Origin of the sequence: Aeromonas sp. 82P (assembly GCF_051919365.1) — a bacterium.
GTDB classification, from domain to species: domain Bacteria; phylum Pseudomonadota; class Gammaproteobacteria; order Enterobacterales; family Aeromonadaceae; genus Aeromonas; species Aeromonas veronii.
Genome location: NZ_JBQBEV010000004.1, coordinates 14,656 through 34,132 on the forward strand (window position 1 = coordinate 14,656; position 19,477 = coordinate 34,132).

At 65.8% G+C, this 19,477-nt stretch carries 21 protein-coding genes and 2 pseudogenes; 11 read left to right on the forward strand and 12 right to left on the reverse strand.

What is annotated here, in order from left to right; genetic code table 11:
- Positions 1–5: 5 nt before the first annotated feature.
- Positions 6–1,589: an alpha/beta hydrolase gene (locus tag ACTG2S_RS21115; RefSeq protein ID WP_439960337.1), complete on the reverse strand. Its 1,584-nt coding sequence runs from the start codon at positions 1,587–1,589 to the stop codon at positions 6–8.
- 190 nt (positions 1,590–1,779) lie between these two features.
- On the opposite strand from ACTG2S_RS21115, the gene ACTG2S_RS21120 reads away from it, so the two are divergent.
- Together ACTG2S_RS21120 and rluF are read left to right on the forward strand one after the other, a co-directional pair.
- Entirely contained in the window at positions 1,780–1,965 is a 186-nt protein-coding gene (locus ACTG2S_RS21120) for a hypothetical protein (RefSeq protein ID WP_201988511.1), read from the forward strand.
- A gap of 94 nt (positions 1,966–2,059) precedes the next feature.
- Positions 2,060–3,094, forward strand: coding sequence for a 23S rRNA pseudouridine(2604) synthase RluF (rluF, locus tag ACTG2S_RS21125; RefSeq protein WP_413795797.1), 1,035 nt, complete (start codon positions 2,060–2,062; stop codon positions 3,092–3,094).
- Positions 3,095–3,170: 76 nt separating this feature from the next.
- Here the strand turns inward: rluF and ACTG2S_RS21130 are convergent, their stop codons facing one another.
- From ACTG2S_RS21130 to ACTG2S_RS21140, 3 genes are all read right to left on the reverse strand, one after another.
- The gene (locus ACTG2S_RS21130) at positions 3,171–5,051 is read right to left on the reverse strand and encodes an exotoxin A binding domain-containing protein (RefSeq protein WP_413795809.1); all 1,881 of its coding nucleotides are present in this window, start codon (positions 5,049–5,051) and stop codon (positions 3,171–3,173) included.
- Between the two features lie 344 nt (positions 5,052–5,395).
- Positions 5,396–6,616, reverse strand: coding sequence for a cyanate transporter (locus tag ACTG2S_RS21135; protein ID WP_368159416.1), 1,221 nt, complete (start codon positions 6,614–6,616; stop codon positions 5,396–5,398).
- Positions 6,609–7,112 carry a nucleoside deaminase gene (locus ACTG2S_RS21140; protein WP_043170003.1) on the reverse strand — a complete coding sequence of 168 codons (504 nt, stop codon included), beginning with the start codon at positions 7,110–7,112 and terminating at the stop codon, positions 6,609–6,611. The genes ACTG2S_RS21135 and ACTG2S_RS21140 overlap by 8 nt, the downstream gene beginning before the upstream one ends.
- A gap of 105 nt (positions 7,113–7,217) precedes the next feature.
- Between ACTG2S_RS21140 and ACTG2S_RS21145 the strand changes: the two genes are divergently transcribed.
- On the forward strand, positions 7,218–8,066 hold the full coding sequence (locus ACTG2S_RS21145; RefSeq protein WP_439983282.1) for a LysR family transcriptional regulator: 849 nt from the start codon (positions 7,218–7,220) through the stop codon (positions 8,064–8,066).
- A 22-nt stretch (positions 8,067–8,088) separates the two neighbouring features.
- Here ACTG2S_RS21145 and ACTG2S_RS21150 read toward each other — a convergent pair whose 3' ends face one another.
- The 7 genes and pseudogenes from ACTG2S_RS21150 to ACTG2S_RS21180 form a co-directional block, all read right to left on the reverse strand.
- The gene (locus ACTG2S_RS21150) at positions 8,089–9,288 is read right to left on the reverse strand and encodes an MFS transporter (protein WP_206219804.1); all 1,200 of its coding nucleotides are present in this window, start codon (positions 9,286–9,288) and stop codon (positions 8,089–8,091) included.
- Positions 9,289–9,390: 102 nt separating this feature from the next.
- Entirely contained in the window at positions 9,391–9,858 is a 468-nt protein-coding gene (locus tag ACTG2S_RS21155; protein WP_323991870.1) for a GyrI-like domain-containing protein, read from the reverse strand.
- A gap of 41 nt (positions 9,859–9,899) precedes the next feature.
- A complete protein-coding gene (rsmS, locus tag ACTG2S_RS21160) occupies positions 9,900–10,055 on the reverse strand; it encodes a pleiotropic regulatory protein RsmS (protein WP_005299504.1) in 156 nt (51 codons plus the stop codon).
- An 81-nt stretch (positions 10,056–10,136) separates the two neighbouring features.
- The gene (locus ACTG2S_RS21165; RefSeq protein WP_439983286.1) at positions 10,137–10,403 is read right to left on the reverse strand and encodes an acyl-CoA thioesterase; all 267 of its coding nucleotides are present in this window, start codon (positions 10,401–10,403) and stop codon (positions 10,137–10,139) included.
- A pseudogene (locus ACTG2S_RS21170) lies at positions 10,386–10,630 on the reverse strand (acyl-CoA thioesterase); the annotation flags it as partial. The pseudogene ACTG2S_RS21170 and the gene ACTG2S_RS21165, both read right to left, overlap by 18 nt.
- Positions 10,627–10,926 carry a hypothetical protein gene (locus tag ACTG2S_RS21175; protein WP_219326501.1) on the reverse strand — a complete coding sequence of 100 codons (300 nt, stop codon included), beginning with the start codon at positions 10,924–10,926 and terminating at the stop codon, positions 10,627–10,629. The pseudogene ACTG2S_RS21170 and the gene ACTG2S_RS21175, both read right to left, overlap by 4 nt.
- Complete coding sequence (locus ACTG2S_RS21180) at positions 10,923–11,774, reverse strand: DMT family transporter (protein WP_411593907.1); 852 nt, start codon at positions 11,772–11,774, stop codon at positions 10,923–10,925. Before ACTG2S_RS21180 ends, ACTG2S_RS21175 begins: the two co-directional genes overlap by 4 nt.
- A 62-nt stretch (positions 11,775–11,836) precedes the next feature.
- Here ACTG2S_RS21180 and ACTG2S_RS21185 point away from each other — a divergent pair, with 62 nt between their 5' ends.
- Positions 11,837–12,487, forward strand: coding sequence for a tellurite resistance TerB family protein (locus ACTG2S_RS21185; RefSeq protein ID WP_017766005.1), 651 nt, complete (start codon positions 11,837–11,839; stop codon positions 12,485–12,487).
- A gap of 146 nt (positions 12,488–12,633) precedes the next feature.
- Positions 12,634–13,151 (forward strand): annotated as a pseudogene (locus ACTG2S_RS21190) (N-acetyltransferase family protein).
- A gap of 40 nt (positions 13,152–13,191) precedes the next feature.
- Here ACTG2S_RS21190 and ACTG2S_RS21195 read toward each other — a convergent pair.
- Positions 13,192–14,631 carry an aminotransferase-like domain-containing protein gene (locus ACTG2S_RS21195; protein WP_421212847.1) on the reverse strand — a complete coding sequence of 480 codons (1,440 nt, stop codon included), beginning with the start codon at positions 14,629–14,631 and terminating at the stop codon, positions 13,192–13,194.
- Between the two features lie 122 nt (positions 14,632–14,753).
- Between ACTG2S_RS21195 and ACTG2S_RS21200 the strand changes: the two genes are divergently transcribed.
- From ACTG2S_RS21200 to ACTG2S_RS21225, 6 genes are all read left to right on the forward strand, one after another.
- Entirely contained in the window at positions 14,754–16,325 is a 1,572-nt protein-coding gene (locus ACTG2S_RS21200) for a cytochrome ubiquinol oxidase subunit I (RefSeq protein WP_042050823.1), read from the forward strand.
- Positions 16,325–17,464, forward strand: coding sequence for a cytochrome d ubiquinol oxidase subunit II (cydB, locus tag ACTG2S_RS21205; protein ID WP_362818773.1), 1,140 nt, complete (start codon positions 16,325–16,327; stop codon positions 17,462–17,464). The genes ACTG2S_RS21200 and cydB overlap by 1 nt, the downstream gene beginning before the upstream one ends.
- Before the next feature lie 16 nt (positions 17,465–17,480).
- Positions 17,481–17,603 (forward strand): cytochrome bd-I oxidase subunit CydX, encoded by a 123-nt coding sequence (gene cydX / locus ACTG2S_RS21210; protein ID WP_017766001.1) that lies wholly within the window; start codon positions 17,481–17,483, stop codon positions 17,601–17,603.
- A 78-nt stretch (positions 17,604–17,681) separates the two neighbouring features.
- Positions 17,682–18,641 (forward strand): MBL fold metallo-hydrolase, encoded by a 960-nt coding sequence (locus ACTG2S_RS21215; RefSeq protein ID WP_439960335.1) that lies wholly within the window; start codon positions 17,682–17,684, stop codon positions 18,639–18,641.
- Positions 18,634–18,963 carry a hypothetical protein gene (locus ACTG2S_RS21220; protein WP_279974391.1) on the forward strand — a complete coding sequence of 110 codons (330 nt, stop codon included), beginning with the start codon at positions 18,634–18,636 and terminating at the stop codon, positions 18,961–18,963. The genes ACTG2S_RS21215 and ACTG2S_RS21220 overlap by 8 nt, the downstream gene beginning before the upstream one ends.
- Positions 18,951–19,477 (forward strand): multinuclear nonheme iron-dependent oxidase (locus ACTG2S_RS21225; RefSeq protein WP_439983284.1); only part of this gene is annotated, 527 nt, incomplete at its 3' end. The genes ACTG2S_RS21220 and ACTG2S_RS21225, both read left to right, overlap by 13 nt.

Consider the following 19,477-nt stretch of genomic DNA (forward strand, 5'->3'; position numbering starts at 1 on the left):
GGGCCCTAGAAGGGAGCCTCGATCTCCTGCCCATCCTGTAGAAACTGTTCCCGCTCCGCCTGATAGGCGGCCTCGTCTTCGCTGTCCCAGACCGGGGCTGGCTGTTTGCCGGCCGGCGGTTGGGCAGGCGCGGTCAGCGTCTCTATCACCTTCTGCTGCAGATAGGGGAAGAAGGGGTTGGAGGAGGTGCGGGTGAGGGCGCCGGGGTTGACGATCAGCACCCCGCGCTCACCGCGCAGGGCCAGCCCGCCCAGATTGATACCGTATTGCTCCCGCTGCTCGGGCCGTGGCGCCATGCCGTAGAGGGGGTCATCCATCGGGAAGGGCAGGGCCACGTGGGAGAGGGAGTAGATCTCCTTGGGGTAGTCGATGTCGAGGGGCTGGATCTGCTCAGGTCCGCCGCCGGCCGGCAAACTGCTGGCCTGGGTGCGGGTGCTGGCGGGAGCCTGATTGCCCACCACCGTCAGCCGGTAGGAGAGCGGCGGGCGCGGCAGCAGGTGGCTCAGCGCCAGCTCGGAGGCGCTGCTCAACAGCGGGCCGAACAGGGTGCCGCGGTTGATGTCGAACAGTACCAGCTCGCTGCCATTGGCAGGCAGGAAGTGATAGAGATCGGCGATGATGGAGCGGGTACTGACGGTGTAGTCCATCACCGACTGGAAGGTGAGGGTGGGCGGGAAGGCCGCCAACTCGCCGCTGGCGGCCTGTTCACGCACCTGCTGCTGGATGGCGTGGGTCAGCCGGTAGGATTGGCGCGCGCCGTTGACCGGAAACGAGTTGTACTTGAAGGGGTTGAACTCCGGCATGGTGTCGAGCCAGGCGGCGCTGGCAAAGGCGGGCAGCAGGGCGGGCACCGCCTTGAGGCCGGCGAAGCGGGCAAAGCGGGTCACCCCTATCATGGGGGAGATGAGCACCAGCCGATCCGGCCTTGCCAGCGTGCCCGTCTTGTCACCTTCCGCATCGAGCGCATATTTCACCGCCAGCGCGCCGCCGTTGGAAAATCCCACCAGATGCAGCGGCAGCGGGCTTGGCGCCAGCACCCTGGCCTCGCGTACCGCCAGCCGGGTGGCGGCCAGCCAGGTCTCCCAGTCGATGTCGACCAGTCCGGCCGGCACGGTACCGTGGCCCGGAATGCGCAGCCCCAGGGCGATGAAGCCCAGCTCGCGGTAGCGCTGGGCCAGGTGGCGCAGGCTGTAGGGGGAGTCGGTCAAACCATGCAGGAACACCGCCACCCCTTTCACCTCGCCGCTCGGGCGCAGCAGATAGGAGCGGTTCCAGTCGGTTGCAAAATGAGCCGGATTGATGGGGGCATCCTGATAGTAGCGATTGCTGTCGAGCTGCTGCTCCGGCTGCGTTCTGGCGATCACCTCCTTGGTCACCAGCTCGAACAGCTGCTGCTCGTGGGCCAGATAGGCCTGCCAGTCGCTGTCATCGAGCTGCTCGGCGCTGAGCTCGGGCGGCACCAGGGTATGCCAGGGCTGCAGCGGCGCTGCCTGCCAGGCGAAGTAGGCGATCAGGGCCCAGCCGAGCAGTAGCAAGCCCAGCAGACTGAGAAGAAGGCTGCGAACGAGGCGACGGGTGCGAGCCAGCATGGCAGAGTCCTTGGCACTGATAAAAGAGGGGCGGCTCCGCGTCCACGGCAGCCGTACTCAAGCTCGAAAGTTGGCTTAAAGCCTAAGGGAAACAAGGTGATAAGTACAGGTAGCAGGCCGGGATGGGGTTAATGAGGGGCGCCAGGGGGGAGGCATTGGGCATTGTCAGGTCTGGGGATAAGGCGCTTTCATGGCGGCACTTGCCGCCTGCGGCGCCGTTTATATGGAGACGCATGGCGCACCGTTTTGGCGTGACGCGGCGCGCATTTTACGGGGTGCTGTGCCGGCCTGCTGCAACTATCCTGCGTGTGCGGCAGAGCAATGTGCTAATGTGCCGGCGTTTTTTGCTGACAAGGCCGACCTCGGCCGGTTTTAAAGATGGAGTGATATGCACAATTTTGACCTGGTGAGCCGGCCATCCCGCGCTCTGATGATACATGCGCAGGCCGTGGGCCGCTGGCAGGTGACCCATGCTGGCTGATGAATCCATGCGTCTGAACAAATACATCAGCGAGAGCGGCATCTGCTCGCGTCGCGAGGCCGATCGCTTCATCGAGCAGGGCTGTGTCTTCATCAACGGCAAGCGGGCCGGGGTGGGGGATCAGGTGTTTGCCGGGGATCTGGTCAAGGTCAACGGCCAGGTGATCGAGCCGCGCGAGGCGGACAGCCTGGTCTTTATCGCCCTCAACAAGCCGGTGGGCATCGTCTCCACCACAGAGGCGGGGGAGAAGGACAACATCGTCGACTTCGTCAACCACAGCACCCGCATCTTCCCCATCGGCCGGCTCGACAAGGACTCCCAGGGGCTCATCTTCCTCACCAACCACGGCGATCTGGTCAACAAGATCCTGCGGGCGGGCAACGATCACGAGAAAGAGTATCTGGTGACCGTCGACAAGCCGGTGACCGACGACTTTATCAAAGGGATGGCGGCCGGGGTGCCGATCCTCGGCACCGTCACCAAGAAGTGCAAGGTGAAGAAAGAGGCGCCGTTCGTGTTTCGCATCACGCTGGTGCAGGGGCTGAACCGCCAGATCCGCCGCATGTGCGAGCACTTCGGCTTCGAGGTGACCAAGCTTGAGCGTATCCGCATCATGAACGTCAGCCTCAAGGGGCTGCCGGTGGGCGAGTGGCGCGATCTCGACGGTGACGAGCTGATCGAGCTGTTCAAGCTGATTGAAGACTCCTCCTCCGAGGTGAAACCGGCCAAGGGGGCGCAACCGGCCAATGCCCAGGGTGGCAAACCCAAGGCGCCTGCGGTGCAAGGCAGCAAGCCGGCACCGGGCAAGAAGCCACGGCGCGATGACGATCACGAGATTGGTGGCCGCCCCAATGTACCTGGCCCGGAGGCGTTCGAGAAACGGACCCCAGCAGGCAAGGGGGCTGCGGGCAAAGGCGGCGCAGCAAAAGGTGGCGCAGGTAAAGGCGCCCCGAACAAGGGGAGCAAACCGGCCGCCGGCAAACCGCGCGCCGGTCAGGGTGGGCGGCAGAAGAAGGGGCGCTAGGCGCCCTCTCACTCCCCGCGTTGACAGTAAAAAACACCGGCCACAGGCCGGTGTTTTTGTATCGATGACCCGCGATTCAGAGTTCGTCGCGGGGTTGGGTGGCGTAATCAGGCAGGGTGCTGATGGCGCTCTCTTCCTGAGGCACGCTGGCAGGGTCAAGATCGCCGCCGACGTTGCGCGGATCCGTCGGTATGGTGGAGGGGATCACCACCGCCTGCTCCGCCAGCCGCCAGCCCAGAATGGTTTCCAGGCGGCCGCCCTCCTCTTCCGGTCCTGTGATGGCCTCCAGCTGCAGCGGCAGGGGGTGACCAATCAGGCGGCCGACCTCATCGACGGCGCTGGGATCGGCCAGGGTCTGCTGGGTCGCGTAGAGGCGGGGCAGTGCGGCGCGCGGCACATACACCCGCAGCAGCACGCCATTGCGGATGCGGCCACGGGCATCCGCTTCCTGATCCTGGGCGTAACCGTAGGCGAGGGCCGGATCGCCGGCGACATAGAAGCCTTGCCAGGGGGCGATGGAGGATTGATCCCGTTCATGCACCCCCTCAAACACTATGCTGTGGGCGGCTTCGAGGAAGGTGCCGTGATAACCGACGAAGAGATAACCGCGCGCCAGCAGCTGGCGATGGGCCTGCTCCAGGCGGGTCACCGACCAGTTGCGAGTACCGGCCGTGCTGAAGCTGACCTCGTCCCCGTCACCCAGGAAGCTGGCACCGTTCGGATAGTCCCGCTCCTGCAGGGCATCGGCACTGTCGGCCGGCGCCAGGCAGTTGAGATCGGCGGCGGGGCAGGTGAGATTGACCACGTCGGCGCTGGCGGCCTGTTCTTGGCTATTGCCCGCCTGCTGGTGGCTAAAGGCATCGCTCTGGGCGGCCGCCATGCTCAGGGCCAGCCGTGCCTGGGCCGGGTTTTCCCGAATGGCTTGCGCCAGCTGCCCTCGTGGCGTTGAGCCATCCTCTGGCGTGGTGTTGGCCAGCGCCTGGGTGATCACGGTATCAAGCTGGGACCATGGCAGGCGGGTCAGCAGATAGAGGGTGATGAGATTGTGGACCGGATAGCCACACTGGCTGAGCTCTTCCCAGCCTCTGGGTTGACGGCTTCTGGCCAGGGATTCAAGGGGGATGGCGCAAACCTGATGAGTGGTGAGGGCCGCCAGACCGTCTCCCTTGGCAAAGTGCAGCCGATGACTGATGGCGGTCGGCACGATATGGGTGTCGTGAGAGGCGGGTGCCCCGGCCAATACCCGGTAGACCTTGCCTTCCCAGGTATCACCCAGGTTGCAGGTGCGCTGCGACAGATAGTTGTAGACCGCATCCAGCGGATCCAGCAGGCACAGCACCTTGCCGGTATGCCACTCGCTCCAGCGCTTCTGACGGCTGTGCTGGGTGGGCGCCGCCACGAAGCCGACACCGGCCGCACTGAGGGTGAGGCTGCGATTGATCTCGTTGTTTTCCACGTGCCTGACGAAGAGCGTCGAGTTGCTGGCCATGGTGCGCAGCAGGTCGTCGCTAACTTCGATGCTGTAGATGGGGGAGATATGGCTCACCTCGGATCCTGCATCCAGCTCATGGAAGAAGACCTTGATGCTGGCGGGCGCATCGTCGCCGACGGGAACCAGCCAGTGCAGCGACCAGTTGCCGCGTCCCTGGCGGGTATAGCTGTAGGTGCGTGGGCCCTTGTCCGCGGTGGCGCTGGTCAGGGTGATGGTGGTGCCATCCGTGCGCAGGGTCAGCGCATTGCCGAGGGCCAGTTTGAGGCTGTCTCCCCCTTCTTCCAATACCATGGAGTAGTGCAGTACCCCGGAATCGGTCTGTCCGCCCAGCAGGCTGGCGACATCGAGCTGGCTGGCGCGCACCCCCTGGGCCAGATCCAGAGTGCAGCGGGTGGCGCACTCCTGCCACAGGTTGAATGACTCGTCGGCCATGACCGGTGAGATGGCACCGCCTAGCATGGCCAAGCCACCGAGTAGAGAAGCCCATTTTGTGTTTGTCTGCATGTGATTTCCTTTGTGTGATAGCAAAGCCACTGGCGCGTGGCGCTCTCCTCCCTGATGAATACAGCCTCTTCCCTGTCAGACGAAACGAGATTAATTCTCGTCTGAGTGCCTTACCTTAATGGGCTCATATGGCGGCACAACCCTCCATATGGGAAGATTTAATGTGTTACAAATCAAATGGATATGAAGTGCTTTGCTGATAATTTTCTCAGCTGGCCAGATACCGGAAAGCGAGCAAAGGATGGGAAGGAATAGCAGGGGGGTGAGTTTGCCTCCTCATCTGGAAAAGAGGAGGCAAGCACAGATCAGTTGATAGGGGCGGGGGCAGGAGAGGCCGTGGCCAGCTTCATGGCACGCGGGTAGCGGCGCGGGTCGAGGCGCAGCACCAGCAGGCTCATCAGCACCAGGCCGGCCAGCTGCCACTGCCAGGCGGCGGCGAAGTCACCGCTCAGGTGATGCAGGCGGGCCGCCACCCAGGGGCCGGTGGCCGCCAGCATGAAGCCGAACCCCTGCATCAGGGCGCTGAGGGTGCCGGCGCGGCGCGGGTCCGGCAGGTGATCCAGCGCGATGACCATGATGAGGGAGAAGCTGCCGCCAAGCCCGGCGCCGCACAGCATGCACCAGAGGATGGGGGCGGCAGTCGGCGCCAGCCAGAGGCCGCCAAAGCCCGCCAGTTGCATGGCGATGGCCAATCCCATCCAGGGTCGGCGGTCGAGCCGGCGGGCGGCCAGCAGCGGCAGGCCGAGGCCACTCACGGTCTGGGCCAGCGCCAGCCAGGCCACCAGCTCGCCCCCCTGTTGGGGGCTCCAGCCCTGCGCCATGTAGGCCGGCGCCAGCCAGGCGACGACGATGCCGTAACCGCTGTTGATGATGCCAAAGCAGCTTATCAGCAGCCAGCTGCGGGGCAGGCTGATGAGGCGCTGCTCGCCGCCGCCGGAGACCGCCACCGGCGCTGCGGGCAGCCGTACCCGCCAGCCGAGCCAGCCCATGGCCAGCAGCACCGGCAGGCTCCACAGCGCCAGCGCCTGGGACCAGTCGAGCCGGGCGGCGAGCTGCGGGGTGAGGCTGGCACCCAGCGCTCCGCCCCCCATCATGCAGGCGGAGAAGATGCCCATCACCAGCGGCACCTTCTGGGCAAACGCCTGCTTGATGAGGCCGGGCAGTACCCCCTGCACCAGGGCCGAACCCAGCCCGCAGAGGGCGGCGCTGGCGATGAGCAGGGCGCCGCTGCCTGCCTCGAAGCGCATGGCGCTGCCCATTCCCAACAGCAGCAGGGCCGCCCCCAGCAACTGGCGCGGCCCGCTGCGACTGCGCAGGGCGGGGGTGAGCAGCACGCCGCCACCGATGAGCCAGAGCGGCAGCAGGGTCAGCCAGGCCAGGGTATCCATGCCAAGCCCGAGCGCCTCGGCAATGTCGCGGCTCAGGGGGCCGATGGCGGTGAGAAACGGCCGTAGGTTGAGCCCGATCAGGATCACCAGCACCAGCAGGGCCTGCTGCTGGCGCGTATCGATACGGGCCTCAAGCATGGTCTGGTGCACCATAGAGCTCGGCGGCGGCCAGCGGGCTCGGCAGCTTGATGAGTGGCAGGGGGGGCGGCGCGAGGGGCAGGCCCAGCTTGTGGTAGGCGGCAGTGCTGTCAAAGCCGAACGGGGCCGCATCCTCGTTATCGAAGGCGTAATAGACGGCGGCGATGCCGTTCATCACCAGGGCGCTCAGGCACATGGGGCAGGGGTGACCGCTGGCGTAGACGATGGCGCCCGCCAGCGGCCCGACCTGGCTGGCCTGGCGCAGGGCTTCCAGCTCGGCGTGGCGGGTGGGGTCGCCATCCTGGTGCATGCCGTTGACGGCGCTGGTCACCAGCTGGTTGCCTTGCACCAGCAGGGCGGCAAAGGGTCTGCCTCCCTGCTGGCGGTTATGGAGGGCCAGTTGCAGTGCCTGCTCCAGCCACTCCTGATGAGTGGGGTTGGTGGTGAGCGAGGCGATCAGGCGTGAGCCGGCGGGTTCGACAAGGGAGTGGGGCATGACGGATCCTCGAGGCAAGGGGAGGAGACCAGCCTAGCGGGGAAGCCAGCCATGGGGAAATTAAATGATAGAATGATATCCAGTGGTTTTGTAAATGGAGTGACTATGCTGGATCCCCTCTTGCTGCGCAGCTTTGTCGCCATCGTCGACAGCGGCAGTTTTACCCGCGCCGGTGAACGGGTGCACCTCACCCAGTCCACCATCAGCCAGCAGATGCGGCGCCTCGAACAGCAGCTCGGCTGCCCGCTGCTGGATCGCTCCGGTCGCCAGGTGGTGACCACGGCAGAGGGGGAGAAGCTGCTGGGGCTGGCCCGCAGCATCCTGGCCCTGCTGGCCCGGGCCGAGGAGCAGGTGGCCGAGGCCAGCCTGCAGCTGAGCCTGGGAGTGCCGGAGGATTTTGCCGCAGGCGCCATCGCCCCGGTGCTGGCGGCCTTTGCCCGCGATTACCCGCAGGTGCGGCTGGAGGTGCACAGCGGCCTCAGCCACGAGATCTGGCAGCGCTTCGAGGCCGGCGAACTGGACTTGGCGCTGGTCAAACAGGCGCGGGGACAGAGGGCGCCGCGCGCCTGCTGGCGCGAACCGCTGGCCTGGGTCGACAGCCGTGCCTGGCCCGCCAGCGAGCGGGATCCCTTGCCGCTGGTGGTGTTCCCGAGCGAAGGGCTCTATCGGCGGCAGCTGACCGAGGCACTCGACGGGATGGGGCGGCGCTGGCGCATCGCCTACGTCAGTGCCAGCCTGGCCAGCCTGCAGGGGGCGGTGAGCGCCGGGATCGGGGTCAGCCTGCTGCCCCGGCGCCTGCTGCAGCCGGATCAGCAGGAGTTGATCCACTGGCCGGCAGTGGCGCCGGTGGAGCTGGCGCTGCACCTGGGGGCGGAGCGCGGCGAGCCACTCACGCGCCTTAGCGAGGCCCTCATCAGCCTGTGTGATCGGGTGATGGGGCCCGCTGAGCGGTGAGGGGACGCAGGCAGGGGCCTGCTTAGCGTACCCTGGTGCGCACGATGAGCAGGGTGATGAGCGCCAGGGTGAAGACGAGCGGAGCCCAGGCCCCGTGATGGCTCACCAGAGTAGCGCCGGCGGCAGCCACCCCGGCCACCCCCTGCTGCAGGAAGCCGCACAGAGCCATGGCGTAGGCGCCGTGCTCGCGGCCATCGCTCACCGCCAGCGCCATGCTGTTGGGAAAGAGCACCGCCTGCCCGAAGATGATGAGGCAGTAGCAGGTCATCATGGCCACCAAGCCACCGCTGCCCTGCAGGGCGCCCAGTGCCCAGAGCAGCAGCATGCCGCCCGCCGCCAGCAGTATGAGCGCGGCCCCCTGGCGCATCAGCTGGCGGCCTCCCACCCGGGCGACCCGCCGGTTGACCGTCATGGCGCCGGCGAAGTAGGCGATACCGATCAGCAACCCCAGGCTGCCGAAGGTGGTGACCTCGAGGGAAAACCCCTGCTGCAGCACGAAGGGGCTCACCTCCTGCAGGGTCACCGTGATGGCAAAGCCGATGCCGCCGGCGCAGGCCGGCCAGAAAAAGCCGGGGCGGCGCAGCAGGCTGGCGTAACGGGCCCGCATGCCGCCGCTCGCCGCCGCCGGATTGGGCCCCTGCAGCGGCAGGCTGCTCATCAAGAGCAGCGCCAGCACGCCGACCCCGGCCATCAGCACGAACCCCAGCTGCCAATGGGCATAGCGGCTGATGAGGCCGCCTATCCACTGACCGCCGCCGAGGGCGGTGATAAAAGCGATGGAGAGCACCGAGAGGCGGCGCGCCAGCTCATCCCCGTGCCAGTGATCCCGCACCAGGATGCGGGCGATGATGGCCGCCCCGCCGGCCGCTACCCCTTGCAGGGTGCGCAGGATCAAGAGCAGCGGCCCCTGGCTGGTGGTGGCCAGCAGCAGGCTGAGGCCGACAAACAGCAAGAGTGACAGGGCGAGAGGCAGCCGGCGACCGTAGCGATCGGCGGCTGCGCCCCAGAACAGCACCGGCAGGGCGGCGCCGATGACGAACAGCGAGATGGAGAGTTCGGCCCCCTGCCGGGTCATGGCGAGATCCGTCATCACCACGGGCAGGGAAGGGAGGTAAACGGTGGTGGCCATCTGGGCCATGAAGACGATGAGGCAGGCCAGCGTCATGATGCGGGCGGAGCGGCTCCAGAGACCAGCCTGGTCGAGACATTCCTGGTTATCCATAACAACTCTCGGGCAGTAGGGGAGCCATATCCTTGCACCGCCCGTGCGCCGAGTCAGCCCCTCGTCTGGGTTAAACCTGGCCGGTTTACCAGCGCGGGATGCTCAGGCGATGGCCTGGCGCGGCAGCACGGCGAGCCAGAGTTCGACCTCGCCGCTGCCGGTGTCCGGGTCAAAGGCGGCGCCATAGCGCTCGAAGTCGGGTTTGTGGGCCGACTGGTAAGCGGACTGCGCCAGCCACTCCAGCGCCTGTTGCCAGGTGTGCGGCATGGTCGAGACATGCCCCCGATGCAGGAAGACGGCATAGGTCTGGGGCTCGATGCGCATCCGCCCCAGCGTCTTGGGCAGTACTTCCAGCGCGGCGACCTCCACCGCACACATGTATTCGCACTCGGTGGCGGTCACGCCGCAGATGACGCCATAGGCATGCTCACCCAGCTGGCCCGGCAGCGGGCCCAGGGCGCTGAAATCGCGCCATTGGCCGCCGAAGTCGGCGTGGGCGAAGGCATGGTGACGACGCAGGCCGCCGAGCAGCATGGGGCGGCCGGTTTCAAAACGAACGGGATCCGTCATGACACCTCCTAGGCAAAATGGGGTGGGCAAGGCAACCTTGCTCAGCACTCCTTGCCTTCGTTGAGCTTGCGCTGATAGTCCGCGGAGACGATGGCCAGCGCCGCCAGGGCGAGGGCCGGCTCAATCCGGTTGGTCTCCAGCAGTTCGATGAGATCCACCGCGAGCTGGACCTCGGGCGGGGCAGTTTCCAATGACATGACAGACTCCGTAACGGGGAAAACGCCATTATACAGGGCCGCTCCCGGATGGGGACCTGTCTGCTGTTGTGGGCGACCCGGCTAGAGGTGCTGGCGCATCTCCTGGTCGATCTGCTCACGCAGGGCCATCAATTTGAGGGCGTACTGCTGCAGCTGCCGATCGCTCTCGCTCTGCGGTTGCCACTGGGGCACCGGGGTCGGTTTGCCGTGCTCGTCCATGGCCACGAAGATGATGATGCAGTGGGTGGTCTTGTGACGCTCTCTCTGGGTCGGGTGGCGGCTGTAGACATCCACCGCCAGGTGCATGCTGGTGGTGCCGGTGTGGATCACCTGGGCGTGTACCTCCACCAGCTGGCCTATCTGGATGGGGCGCAGAAAGCGGATCCCCCCACATAGACGGTCACCGCGTAGCCGCCACACCAGCCGGCGGCGCAGGCGTAACCCGCCTGATCGATCCACTTCATCACCATGCCGCCGTGCACCTTGCCGCCGAAATTCACATCGGCGGGCTCGGCCAGAAACTGCAGGGTCAGTTCGCGGGGTGGGGTCATGGGGTCTCCTTGATTGAGGGTCATTGCCGGTAGCTCTTGCGATAGGCATCAGCCTGCTGGCAGGGGGGCAGGTTGTTGAGATCGGGCCGCTTGTTGCCCTCGCGCTGGCCGAAGCTGGCGAACTCCTGCTGGCACTTGGCAGCCTTGCCGCCCGCCTTGATGCAGCCGTCGATCCGCTGTTGTTTGCCCTGTTCGACCAGCTGTTGCTGGGCCTGCTGGCAGGCCGCATCCAGCTTGGCCTGTTTGGCATCTCTGTCCTCCACTGCGGCCAGCAGGGGGAGCGAGAGGGCACAACCGAGCAGCAATACGAGCATCTTCATGATGATTTTTCTCCTGATGGGGGGCGTCCGGCGATGACCAGGGCGATCCCCCCCAGGATGCCCAGGGTCGACAATACCAAGCGCAGCGACCAGGACTCATCCAACCAGATGAGCCCGGCCAGGGCGGCGAGCAGGGGCACCAGCAGCTGGACGCTGGCGGCCAGGGTACGGCCAAGGTGAGGCAGCACCAGATACCAGAGCGCATAGCCAAGGCCGGAGGCCAGCGCCCCCGAGGCCAGGGCATAGCCGATGGCGGCGGGGCTGGTCTGCAGCTGCCCGAATAGCAGATAGAGCAGGGCGGCCGGCAGGCTGGCGCGCAGAAAGTGGCCGGCGTTGGCGGCGACCGGGTCGGCAAAGCGCGAGGCCCGCAGGGTATAGCCGGCCCAGGCGATGCCGGCCACTATCATCAGGGCCGCCCCCAGCGGATCCGGCGCACTGAGGCCGGGCAGCAGCAACACCACCAGGCCCGCCATGGCGAGCAGCAGGCCGAGCCACTGGCGGCGGGGCAGGGGCTCCCCGCGCAGCAGGGGCGGCGCCAGCATGCTGAGCTGGACGGCGGCAAATAGCAGCAGGGCGCCGGTGCCCGCGGTCAGGGTGAGGTAGGAGAACGAGAACGCCGCGCCATAGGTGATGAGGGCCAGGGCGCCGCCCCAGTCCCCCTGGCGGGGGGATTTTTTGCGCGCGCCGCACAGCAGCACCAGCACCAGGGCGCCGCTGGTCAGGCGCAGCAGGGTGAAGAGGGCGGGATCCATCCGCTCTTCGAACAGGGCGAGCCGGCAGAGCACCGAGTTGGCGGCGAACGCCATCAGGGTCAGCAGGGTCAGCGACAGCAGGCGGGGCAGTGGCATCCATTCACCTTGAGTTCAGTGGGGCAGGTTCAGCATGGTTCACCATCCAACGAGGAGGTCCCATGAAACAAATGCTGGAGCAATTGATGGGAGCTGGCAAGGGCTGGCTCAACGAAGGTGGCGACAGCCGCAAGGCGCAGATGAAGGGGATGGCGCAAGGGGGCCTCGCGGCCGGTGCCATGGCCCTGCTGCTTGGCAACAAGAAGGTGCGCAAATATGGCGGCAAGGTGGCGGCGGTGGGCGGCGCAGCGGCCCTCGGCGGCCTGGCCTACAAACTCTATCAGGACTGGCAGGCCCAGCAGTCTGCCCCGGCCCAGCCGACCCAGCCCCTCGATACCCTGCAGGGCAATGCGCTGGATGCCAGAGCCGCGCTCCTGGTGCGCGCCATGGTGGCGGCGGCCCGGGCCGACGGTCATATCGACAACGACGAGCGTCAGAAGATCCAGCAGTACCTGACCGAGCAGGGCCAGAGCGACGCGGCCCGCTGGATTGATGCCGAACTGGCTCGCCCCCTGGATCCCCACGCCCTGGCGCGGGAAGTGACCGACATGGAGCTGGCCACCGAGGTCTATCTCGCCTCCCTGCTTGCCATCGACGTGGATCACTTCATGGAACGCGGTTACCTGGACGAGCTGGCGCGTGCCCTCAAGCTCGATGAGAACCTCAAAGGCAGCATTGAGCGCCAGGTGGCTCAGCTGGATGCTCCCGCCTGAACCCCGCTCAGTACATGGATTGTCGATAAGGCCCCGTGACGGGGCCTTGTTGTTTTCAGATGCCTGTCAAAGGCTGTTGCGGCACTTCTTGTCTGGCTTGTCTGGCTCGGCAGCCACTATGATGGAGCCCTGGTCAAAGGGAGCAGATGAGACCGTCTCATCGCCAGGACACATCATCGTCAGGACACAGAGGCAAGGAGCATTCATTGGAAATACGCAAGGCACGTGAACAGGACATAGACGCCATCCTCGAGCTGAACCGGCAGATAGGGGAGATCCACTTCGCGCAGGCGCCGCAGGTATTCTGTCCGCCATCCCCGAGGAGCGGGCCTTTCTGCTGGCAGCCATCGCCGCCGAAGGGCGCCTGTTTTGCGTGGCCGAGCAGGAGGGGGTCGTGGCGGGCTTTCTGACCGCCCGCATCGACATCAACGAGACCATCCCGTTTCTGAGCAAGGCGCCCATCTGTCGCATCGGCACCCTGGTGGTCGATGAGGGGCAGCGCTCTCGGGGGATCGGCAAGGCGCTGATCGCCCATTGCGATGAGTGGGGCAAGGCGCAGGGAGCCAGCCAGCTGCGGCTGGAGGTGATGGCATTCAACGAGCGCGCCAAGGCGCTCTACGAGAGGTTGGGGTTCAAGATACTGTCACAGACCATGGCCAGATAAACCCGTTTCAACCGGATAATTTCGCAAGAAAAAGGCCCCGTCATGGGGCCTTTTGGTCTTTGACGGGAGCTGTGTCCAGCTGTTGGTGAATAAGTTCGGCCAACCGGGTGAGGGCCGTCTCCAGCTGCTCGCTCCAGGGATGGGAGCTGTTGAGCCGCAGGCAGTGGTTGTGCAGCCCCTTGCTGGAGAAGAGGGCGCCTGGCGCCAGCGAGAAACCGCTGGCCAGCGCCCGGGCGTGCAGGGCGCGGCTGTCGAGGCGCGGGTCAAACTCGAGCCAGAGAAAATAGCCGCCATCGGGGGAGGAGATGCTCACTTCCCCCGGCAGCAGGCGCAGCAGGGCGGCCCGCATCTGCTGCTGGCGCTGGGCCAGGGTGTGGCGCAGCCGGCGAAAGTGGGCATCCACCCCGCCCTGGCGCAGCATCTCGGCCAGCGCCAGCTGGCTGGGCACATTGGTGGAGAGGGTCGACATCAACTGCAGCCGCTGCACCCGCTCGGCGTGGCGACCGGCCACCACCCAGCCGACCCGAAAGCCCGGTGCCAGACACTTTGAGAAGGAGCTGCACAGCAGGCTCTCGCCCCGGGTATCCCAGTATTTGATGGGCCTTGGCCGCTCACGGCCAAAATAGACCTCGGCATAGACGTCATCCTCCACCAGCGCCACCTCGCGTCGGTTGAGCAGCGCCATCAGTGCCTGCTTGTGCTCATCCGGCATGGTGTGACCCAGCGGGTGTTGAACATTGCCCATCAGCCAGCACGCCTTGATGGGGCGCTGGGCGAGGGCCTCCTCCAGCAGGGCGAGGTCGATGCCTATCCCCGGGATCACCGGGATCTCCACCGCATTCAACTTGAGCCGCTCGATGGCCTGCAGGGCGCCATAGAAGGTGGGGGACTCCACCACCACCCAGTCACCGGGCTCGGTCAGCACCTGCAGACTGAGGGAGAGCGCCTCCATGGCGCCGGTGGTGATGATGATCTGCTGTGGATCCACCGCCAGCCCCTCGCTGGCGTAACGCTGGGCGATGGCCCGGCGCAGCGCCTCGTTGCCGGGGGGCAGGTCTGCCACCGTGCTGAAGGGGTCGAGCCGACGCATGCAGCTGGCCAGCGCCCGGCCGAGCTGGGGATGAGGAAACAGGGTGGGGTCGGCCACCGACATGCCAAGGGGCACCAGTCCCCGTGACTTGCTCGCCTGCAACACCTCGAACACCAGATCGTTGATGTCCACCGAGCCGCTGTAGTGCGCCTGCTGGGGCAGGCTGGCGGCAGGGCGGGAAGGTGCCGCCTTGACGTAGTAGCCGGACTGGGGGCGGGCGAGGATCCGCCCCTGGCTCTCCAATAGCTGATAGGCCTGCAGCACCGTCATGGGGCTCAGGCCATGGGTCTTGCAGCTCTGGCGGATGGAGGGGATGCGCTCGCCGGGTTGCCACACCCCGGCTTCAATCTGCTGTTGCAGGCGGTCGGCCAGCTGACGGTAAAGGGACATGTGATGCAGTAACTGTTATAGGTGTAATTCAATATAACTGCATCTGTTATAGGTGTCATGCTCCGTGGTGTACTTATCTCGCACAAAACGTGCAAGGTAAATACAACAAAAGAGAGTGACGCATGATCAATCCGGATGACGTGGTCAGCCTGTCGCGCCTGCAATTTGGCGCCACGGCCATGTTCCACTTCCTGTTTGTGCCCCTCACGCTGGGGCTGTCCTGGATCCTGGTGATCGCAGAGTCGGCCTATGTGATGACCGGCAAGGTGATCTACAAGGACATCACCCGTTTCTGGGGCAAGCTGTTTGGCATCAACTTCGTGATGGGGGTGACCACAGGCATCACCCTGGAGTTCCAGTTCGGCACCAACTGGGCCTACTACTCCCAGTATGTGGGGGACATTTTCGGCACCCCGCTGGCGGTGGAGGGGTTGATGGCCTTCTTCCTCGAGTCGACCCTGGTGGGACTCTTCTTCTTCGGCTGGGACAAGCTCTCCCGCGGTCAACATCTGCTGGTGACCATGCTGGTGGCGCTCGGTTCCAACCTCTCCGCGCTCTGGATCCTGATCGGCAACGGCTGGATGCAGAACCCGGTGGGCGCCGAGTTCAACCTGGTGACCCAGCGCATGGAGCTGGTGGACGTGGCCGCGGTGATCTTCAACCCGGTGGCCCAGGTCAAGTTCGTGCACACGGTGGCGGCGGGCTATGTGGCCGCTTCCCTGTTCGTGATGGGGGTGAGCAGCTGGTATCTGCTGCGCCGCATGGAGGTGCGCTTCGCCCTGCGCTCCTTCGCCATCGCCTCGGGCTTTGGGCTGGCCGCCATTCTCTCGGTCATCGTGCTGGGTGACGAGTCGGGCTATCGCACCGGCGAGGTGCAGAAGGTCAAGCTGGCCGCTATCGAGGCGGAGTGGGAGACGGAGCCCGCGCCGGCCGCCTTCACCCTGTTCGGCTTCCCGGATCAGGGGGCCGAGACCACCCACGCTGCGGTCAAAATCCCCTATCTGATGGGCATCATCGCCACCCGCTCCCTCGATGAGGCGGTGACCGGCATCAAGGATCTCAAGGCCCAGCACGAGACCCGCATTCGCAGTGGCATGGTGGCCGCCGGGGCGCTCGAGCAGATCCGCGCCGGCAACGACTCGGCCGAGAACCGTGCGCTGTTCGACAAGCACGGGCAGGATCTCGGCTACGGGCTGCTGCTCACCCCCTATGCCAGCAACATCGCCAAGGCCGGTGAGGCCGAGATCGCTAGGGCGGTGGAAGACTCGGTGCCGCAGGTGGCGCCGCTGTTCTGGGGCTTTCGGATCATGGTCGGGCTGGGGGTAGTGATGCTCGGGCTGTTCGTAGCGGGCTTCGTCCAGCTCTGCCGCAACCGGCTGCTCGCCTCGCCCCGCCTGCTCAAGGCGCTGCTGTGGAGCATTCCGCTGCCCTGGATTGCCATCGAGGCGGGCTGGTTCGTGGCCGAATTCGGTCGCCAGCCCTGGACCATCAGCGACGTGCTGCCGGTGTCGGCCTCGGTGTCGCTGCTGCAGCCGGGCCAGCTCTGGTTCAGCCTGATCTCCATCTGTCTCATTTACTCCTGCCTGCTGGTGGTGGAGCTGTTCCTGCTGCGCCGCGTGATCCGCCAGGGGCCCGCCGTGCTGCATACCGGCCGCTACAGCGGTGAACAACCCGAACTTGCGAGGATCGCCTGATGGATTATGAAACCCTGAAACTCATCTGGTGGGGGCTGGTGCTGTTCATGCTGGTCGGCTTCATCGTGATGGATGGCTTCGATCTGGGCATCGCCATGCTGCTGCCGATGGTTTCGAAAGAGGATGAAGACCGCCGACTGGTGATCAACAGCGTGGGGCCGGTGTGGGAGGGCAACCAGGTGTGGCTCATCGCCGGCGCCGGCGCCCTGTTCGCCGCCTGGCCGCTGGTCTACGCCGCCGCCTTCTCGGCGCTCTATGTGCCGATGATAGTGCTGCTGCTTGGCCTCTTCCTGCGCCCGGTGGGCTTTGACTATCGCAGCAAGCTGGCCGATCCCCTCTGGCGCCGCTGGTGGGATCGCGCCCTGGTGGCCGGTGGTCTGGTGCCGACCCTGGTGCTCTCTGCCGCCATCGCGCTGGTGATGCAGGGCCTGCCGTTTCGCTTCGACAGCGCACTGCGCCTGCACTACGGGGCCTTCGACTTCCACTGGAGCTGGATTGCCAGCGTGGTGGCGACCGGGGTGAGCCTGCTGCTGCTGCACGGCGCCAGCTTCCTGCAGGCCAAGGTAACGGGCACCCCTGCACTGCGGGCCCGTGGCCTCGCCATCTTGCTGGCGCCGCTGGTGACCCTCTGCTATCTGCTGGCCGGCTGGCATCTGCTGGGGTTGCCGGGTTATCAGCTGACCGGCCTGGCGGGCCAGCCCTTTGACCCCAATGCCGCCATCAGCCCGCTGATGAAGGGGGTGATCCCCCACGCCTGCGGCTGGCTTGGCAACTACTTTGACTACCCGCTGCTGTGGCTGGTGCCCCTTATCGGCGCCCTGGCACCGCTGGCCAGCGGCATCGCCGCCTGGCAGGAGAAGGGACGGCTGGCGCTGCTGGCCAGCGGCCTGGCCTGCGCCGCCATGCTCTGCTCGGTGGCCATCGCCCTGTTCCCCTTCGTGCTGCCCTCGTCGCTGGATCCGGCCAGCAGCCTGACCCTGTGGGACGGCACCTCCAGCTTCAAGACCCTGACCATCATGTTCGGGATCGTGCTGGTGCTGATGCCCATCAACCTCGGCTACACCGGCTGGGTCTACCGGGTGGTGCGCGGCAAGCTGGATCGTGCCGGCATCAAGCGCGACAGCCATCAACTCTACTGACCCCAAGGGAGCCGCTATGTGGTACTTCACCTGGATTTTGGGCCTGGGTTTCGCCCTGTTGCTGGGCCTGTGCAACCTGCTCTGGCTGGAAGCACGCTGGGAAGCCGATGAACGGGATGAGCCCCGCTCTCAACCCTGATCCCCCTCGGTCGGGGAGGGCAGACACTGCCTCGCCCCGACCCCTTTCTCTTGTCATCCAACCGACAGGTAATCCGTTATGAAACAGACAATCAAAGCGGTGACGCTGGCCATCGGCTGCGCGCTCGCCACCGCGCCGGCCTGGGCCGAGCCCGTACAACTGACGCCACTGGACAAGGCATTCACCCTGCAGGTGCTCGGCAGCGGCGGCCCCATCTCCGACGATCTGCGCGCCTCCTCCAGCGAGGTGATCTGGTGGAAGGGCAAATCGCGCATCCTGATCGATGCCGGTGGCGGCGTCTATCTGCGCTTCGGCCAGGCAGGCGCCAAGCTCGAAGAGGTCGACTTCATCGGCATCACCCACTTTCACACCGACCATGTGACCGACCTGCCTGCGCTGCTCAAGGGGGCCTACTTCTTCAAGCGCAGCGATCCCCTCGATCTGGCGGGGCCGCAGGCCGGCTCGGCCTTCCCCAGCATGAGCGGCTACTTTGATGCGCTCTTCAACAAAGACAAGGGCGCTTATGCCTACCTCGGCGGCTTCAAGGATGGCACTGATGGTCTCTTCCCCATCAATGTGCACGATGTGCCCTACCAGACGCCCAGGCCGCAACAGGTCTATCAGCAGGATGGCCTGACCATCACGGCGCTTGGCATCCCCCACGGGGACGTGCCCTGTCTGGCCTATCGCATCGAAAGCGCCGAGGGGACCATCGTCATCTCGGCGGATCAGAACGGCAGCAACCCGGCCTTTGTGCCGTTTGCCAAGGGGGCCGACATCCTGGTGATGCCGCTCGCCATCCACGAGGGCGCCGATCCCGTCTCCGCCTCGCTCCATGCCAAGCCCTCGGTGGTCGCCAACATTGCCGCCGAAGTGAACCCCAAGCTGCTGGTGCTCAACCACTGGATGGGGGTCGGTCTCAATCACAAGAAGGAGGCGATGGCCATCGTCAAGCAGCAGTTCCACGGCCAGGTGGTGGCCGCCCGCGATCTCTCCAGTTACCCCGTTTCATCCGTCAAGGAGTCCAGCCATGAGTAACGCAAGCAGCATCAAAACCTCCTGCAAATTGAGCCTCTCCATCGCCATGACCGGCCTGATCGCGCTGACCCCTGGGCTTGCGCTGGCGGCCACCCCGAGCGAGGCGCCGGTGAAGGCGGCGCCGAGCGAACAGCACGGCGGCAAGTGTGCGGCCGGCAAGTGCGGCACCGAGAAGCGCTTCGAGAAGCAGACCCTCGACAGCGATCCGCAGGGCCGGCTGGTGCGCGCCCGCGATGGCAAGTGTGGTCTGACGGAGCAGGGGATCAACGGCGAGACCCAGCGCCAGGAGAGCAAGATAACGGAGGGGGTATGCGGCCAATAAGCGCCAGCAGCCGTGGCGTGGGGCTGCGCCAGGAGCATCTGGCCCAGCTCTGTGGGGCGCCTGCCCGCCCCGGCATCGACTTTCTCGAGCTGGCGCCGGAGAACTGGATGGCCATTGGCGGCGCCAGGCGGGAGCAACTGCAGCAGATCGCCGAGCGCTATCCGCTGGTGGCCCACGGGCTCAGCCTCTCCCTCGGCGATTGCCAGCCGCTCAATATGAGCCTGCTCGGCCAGATCCGCGCCTTTCTCGACGAGTTTGCCATCGACATCTACAGCGAGCACCTGAGCTTTTCCCGCGATGCCCGGGGTTATCTCTACGAGCTGCTGCCGGTGCCGCGCCAGTGGGAGAACCTCCCCTACCTGGCGGATCGGATCCGGCAGGTACAGGATGCGCTGGCCCGCCCGCTGGTGCTGGAGAACATCTCCTACTACCACGGCTATGAGCACGAGATGGCGGAGGAGGCGTTTCTGACCGAGCTGGTGGCGCGCAGCGGCTGCGAGCTGCTGCTCGACAT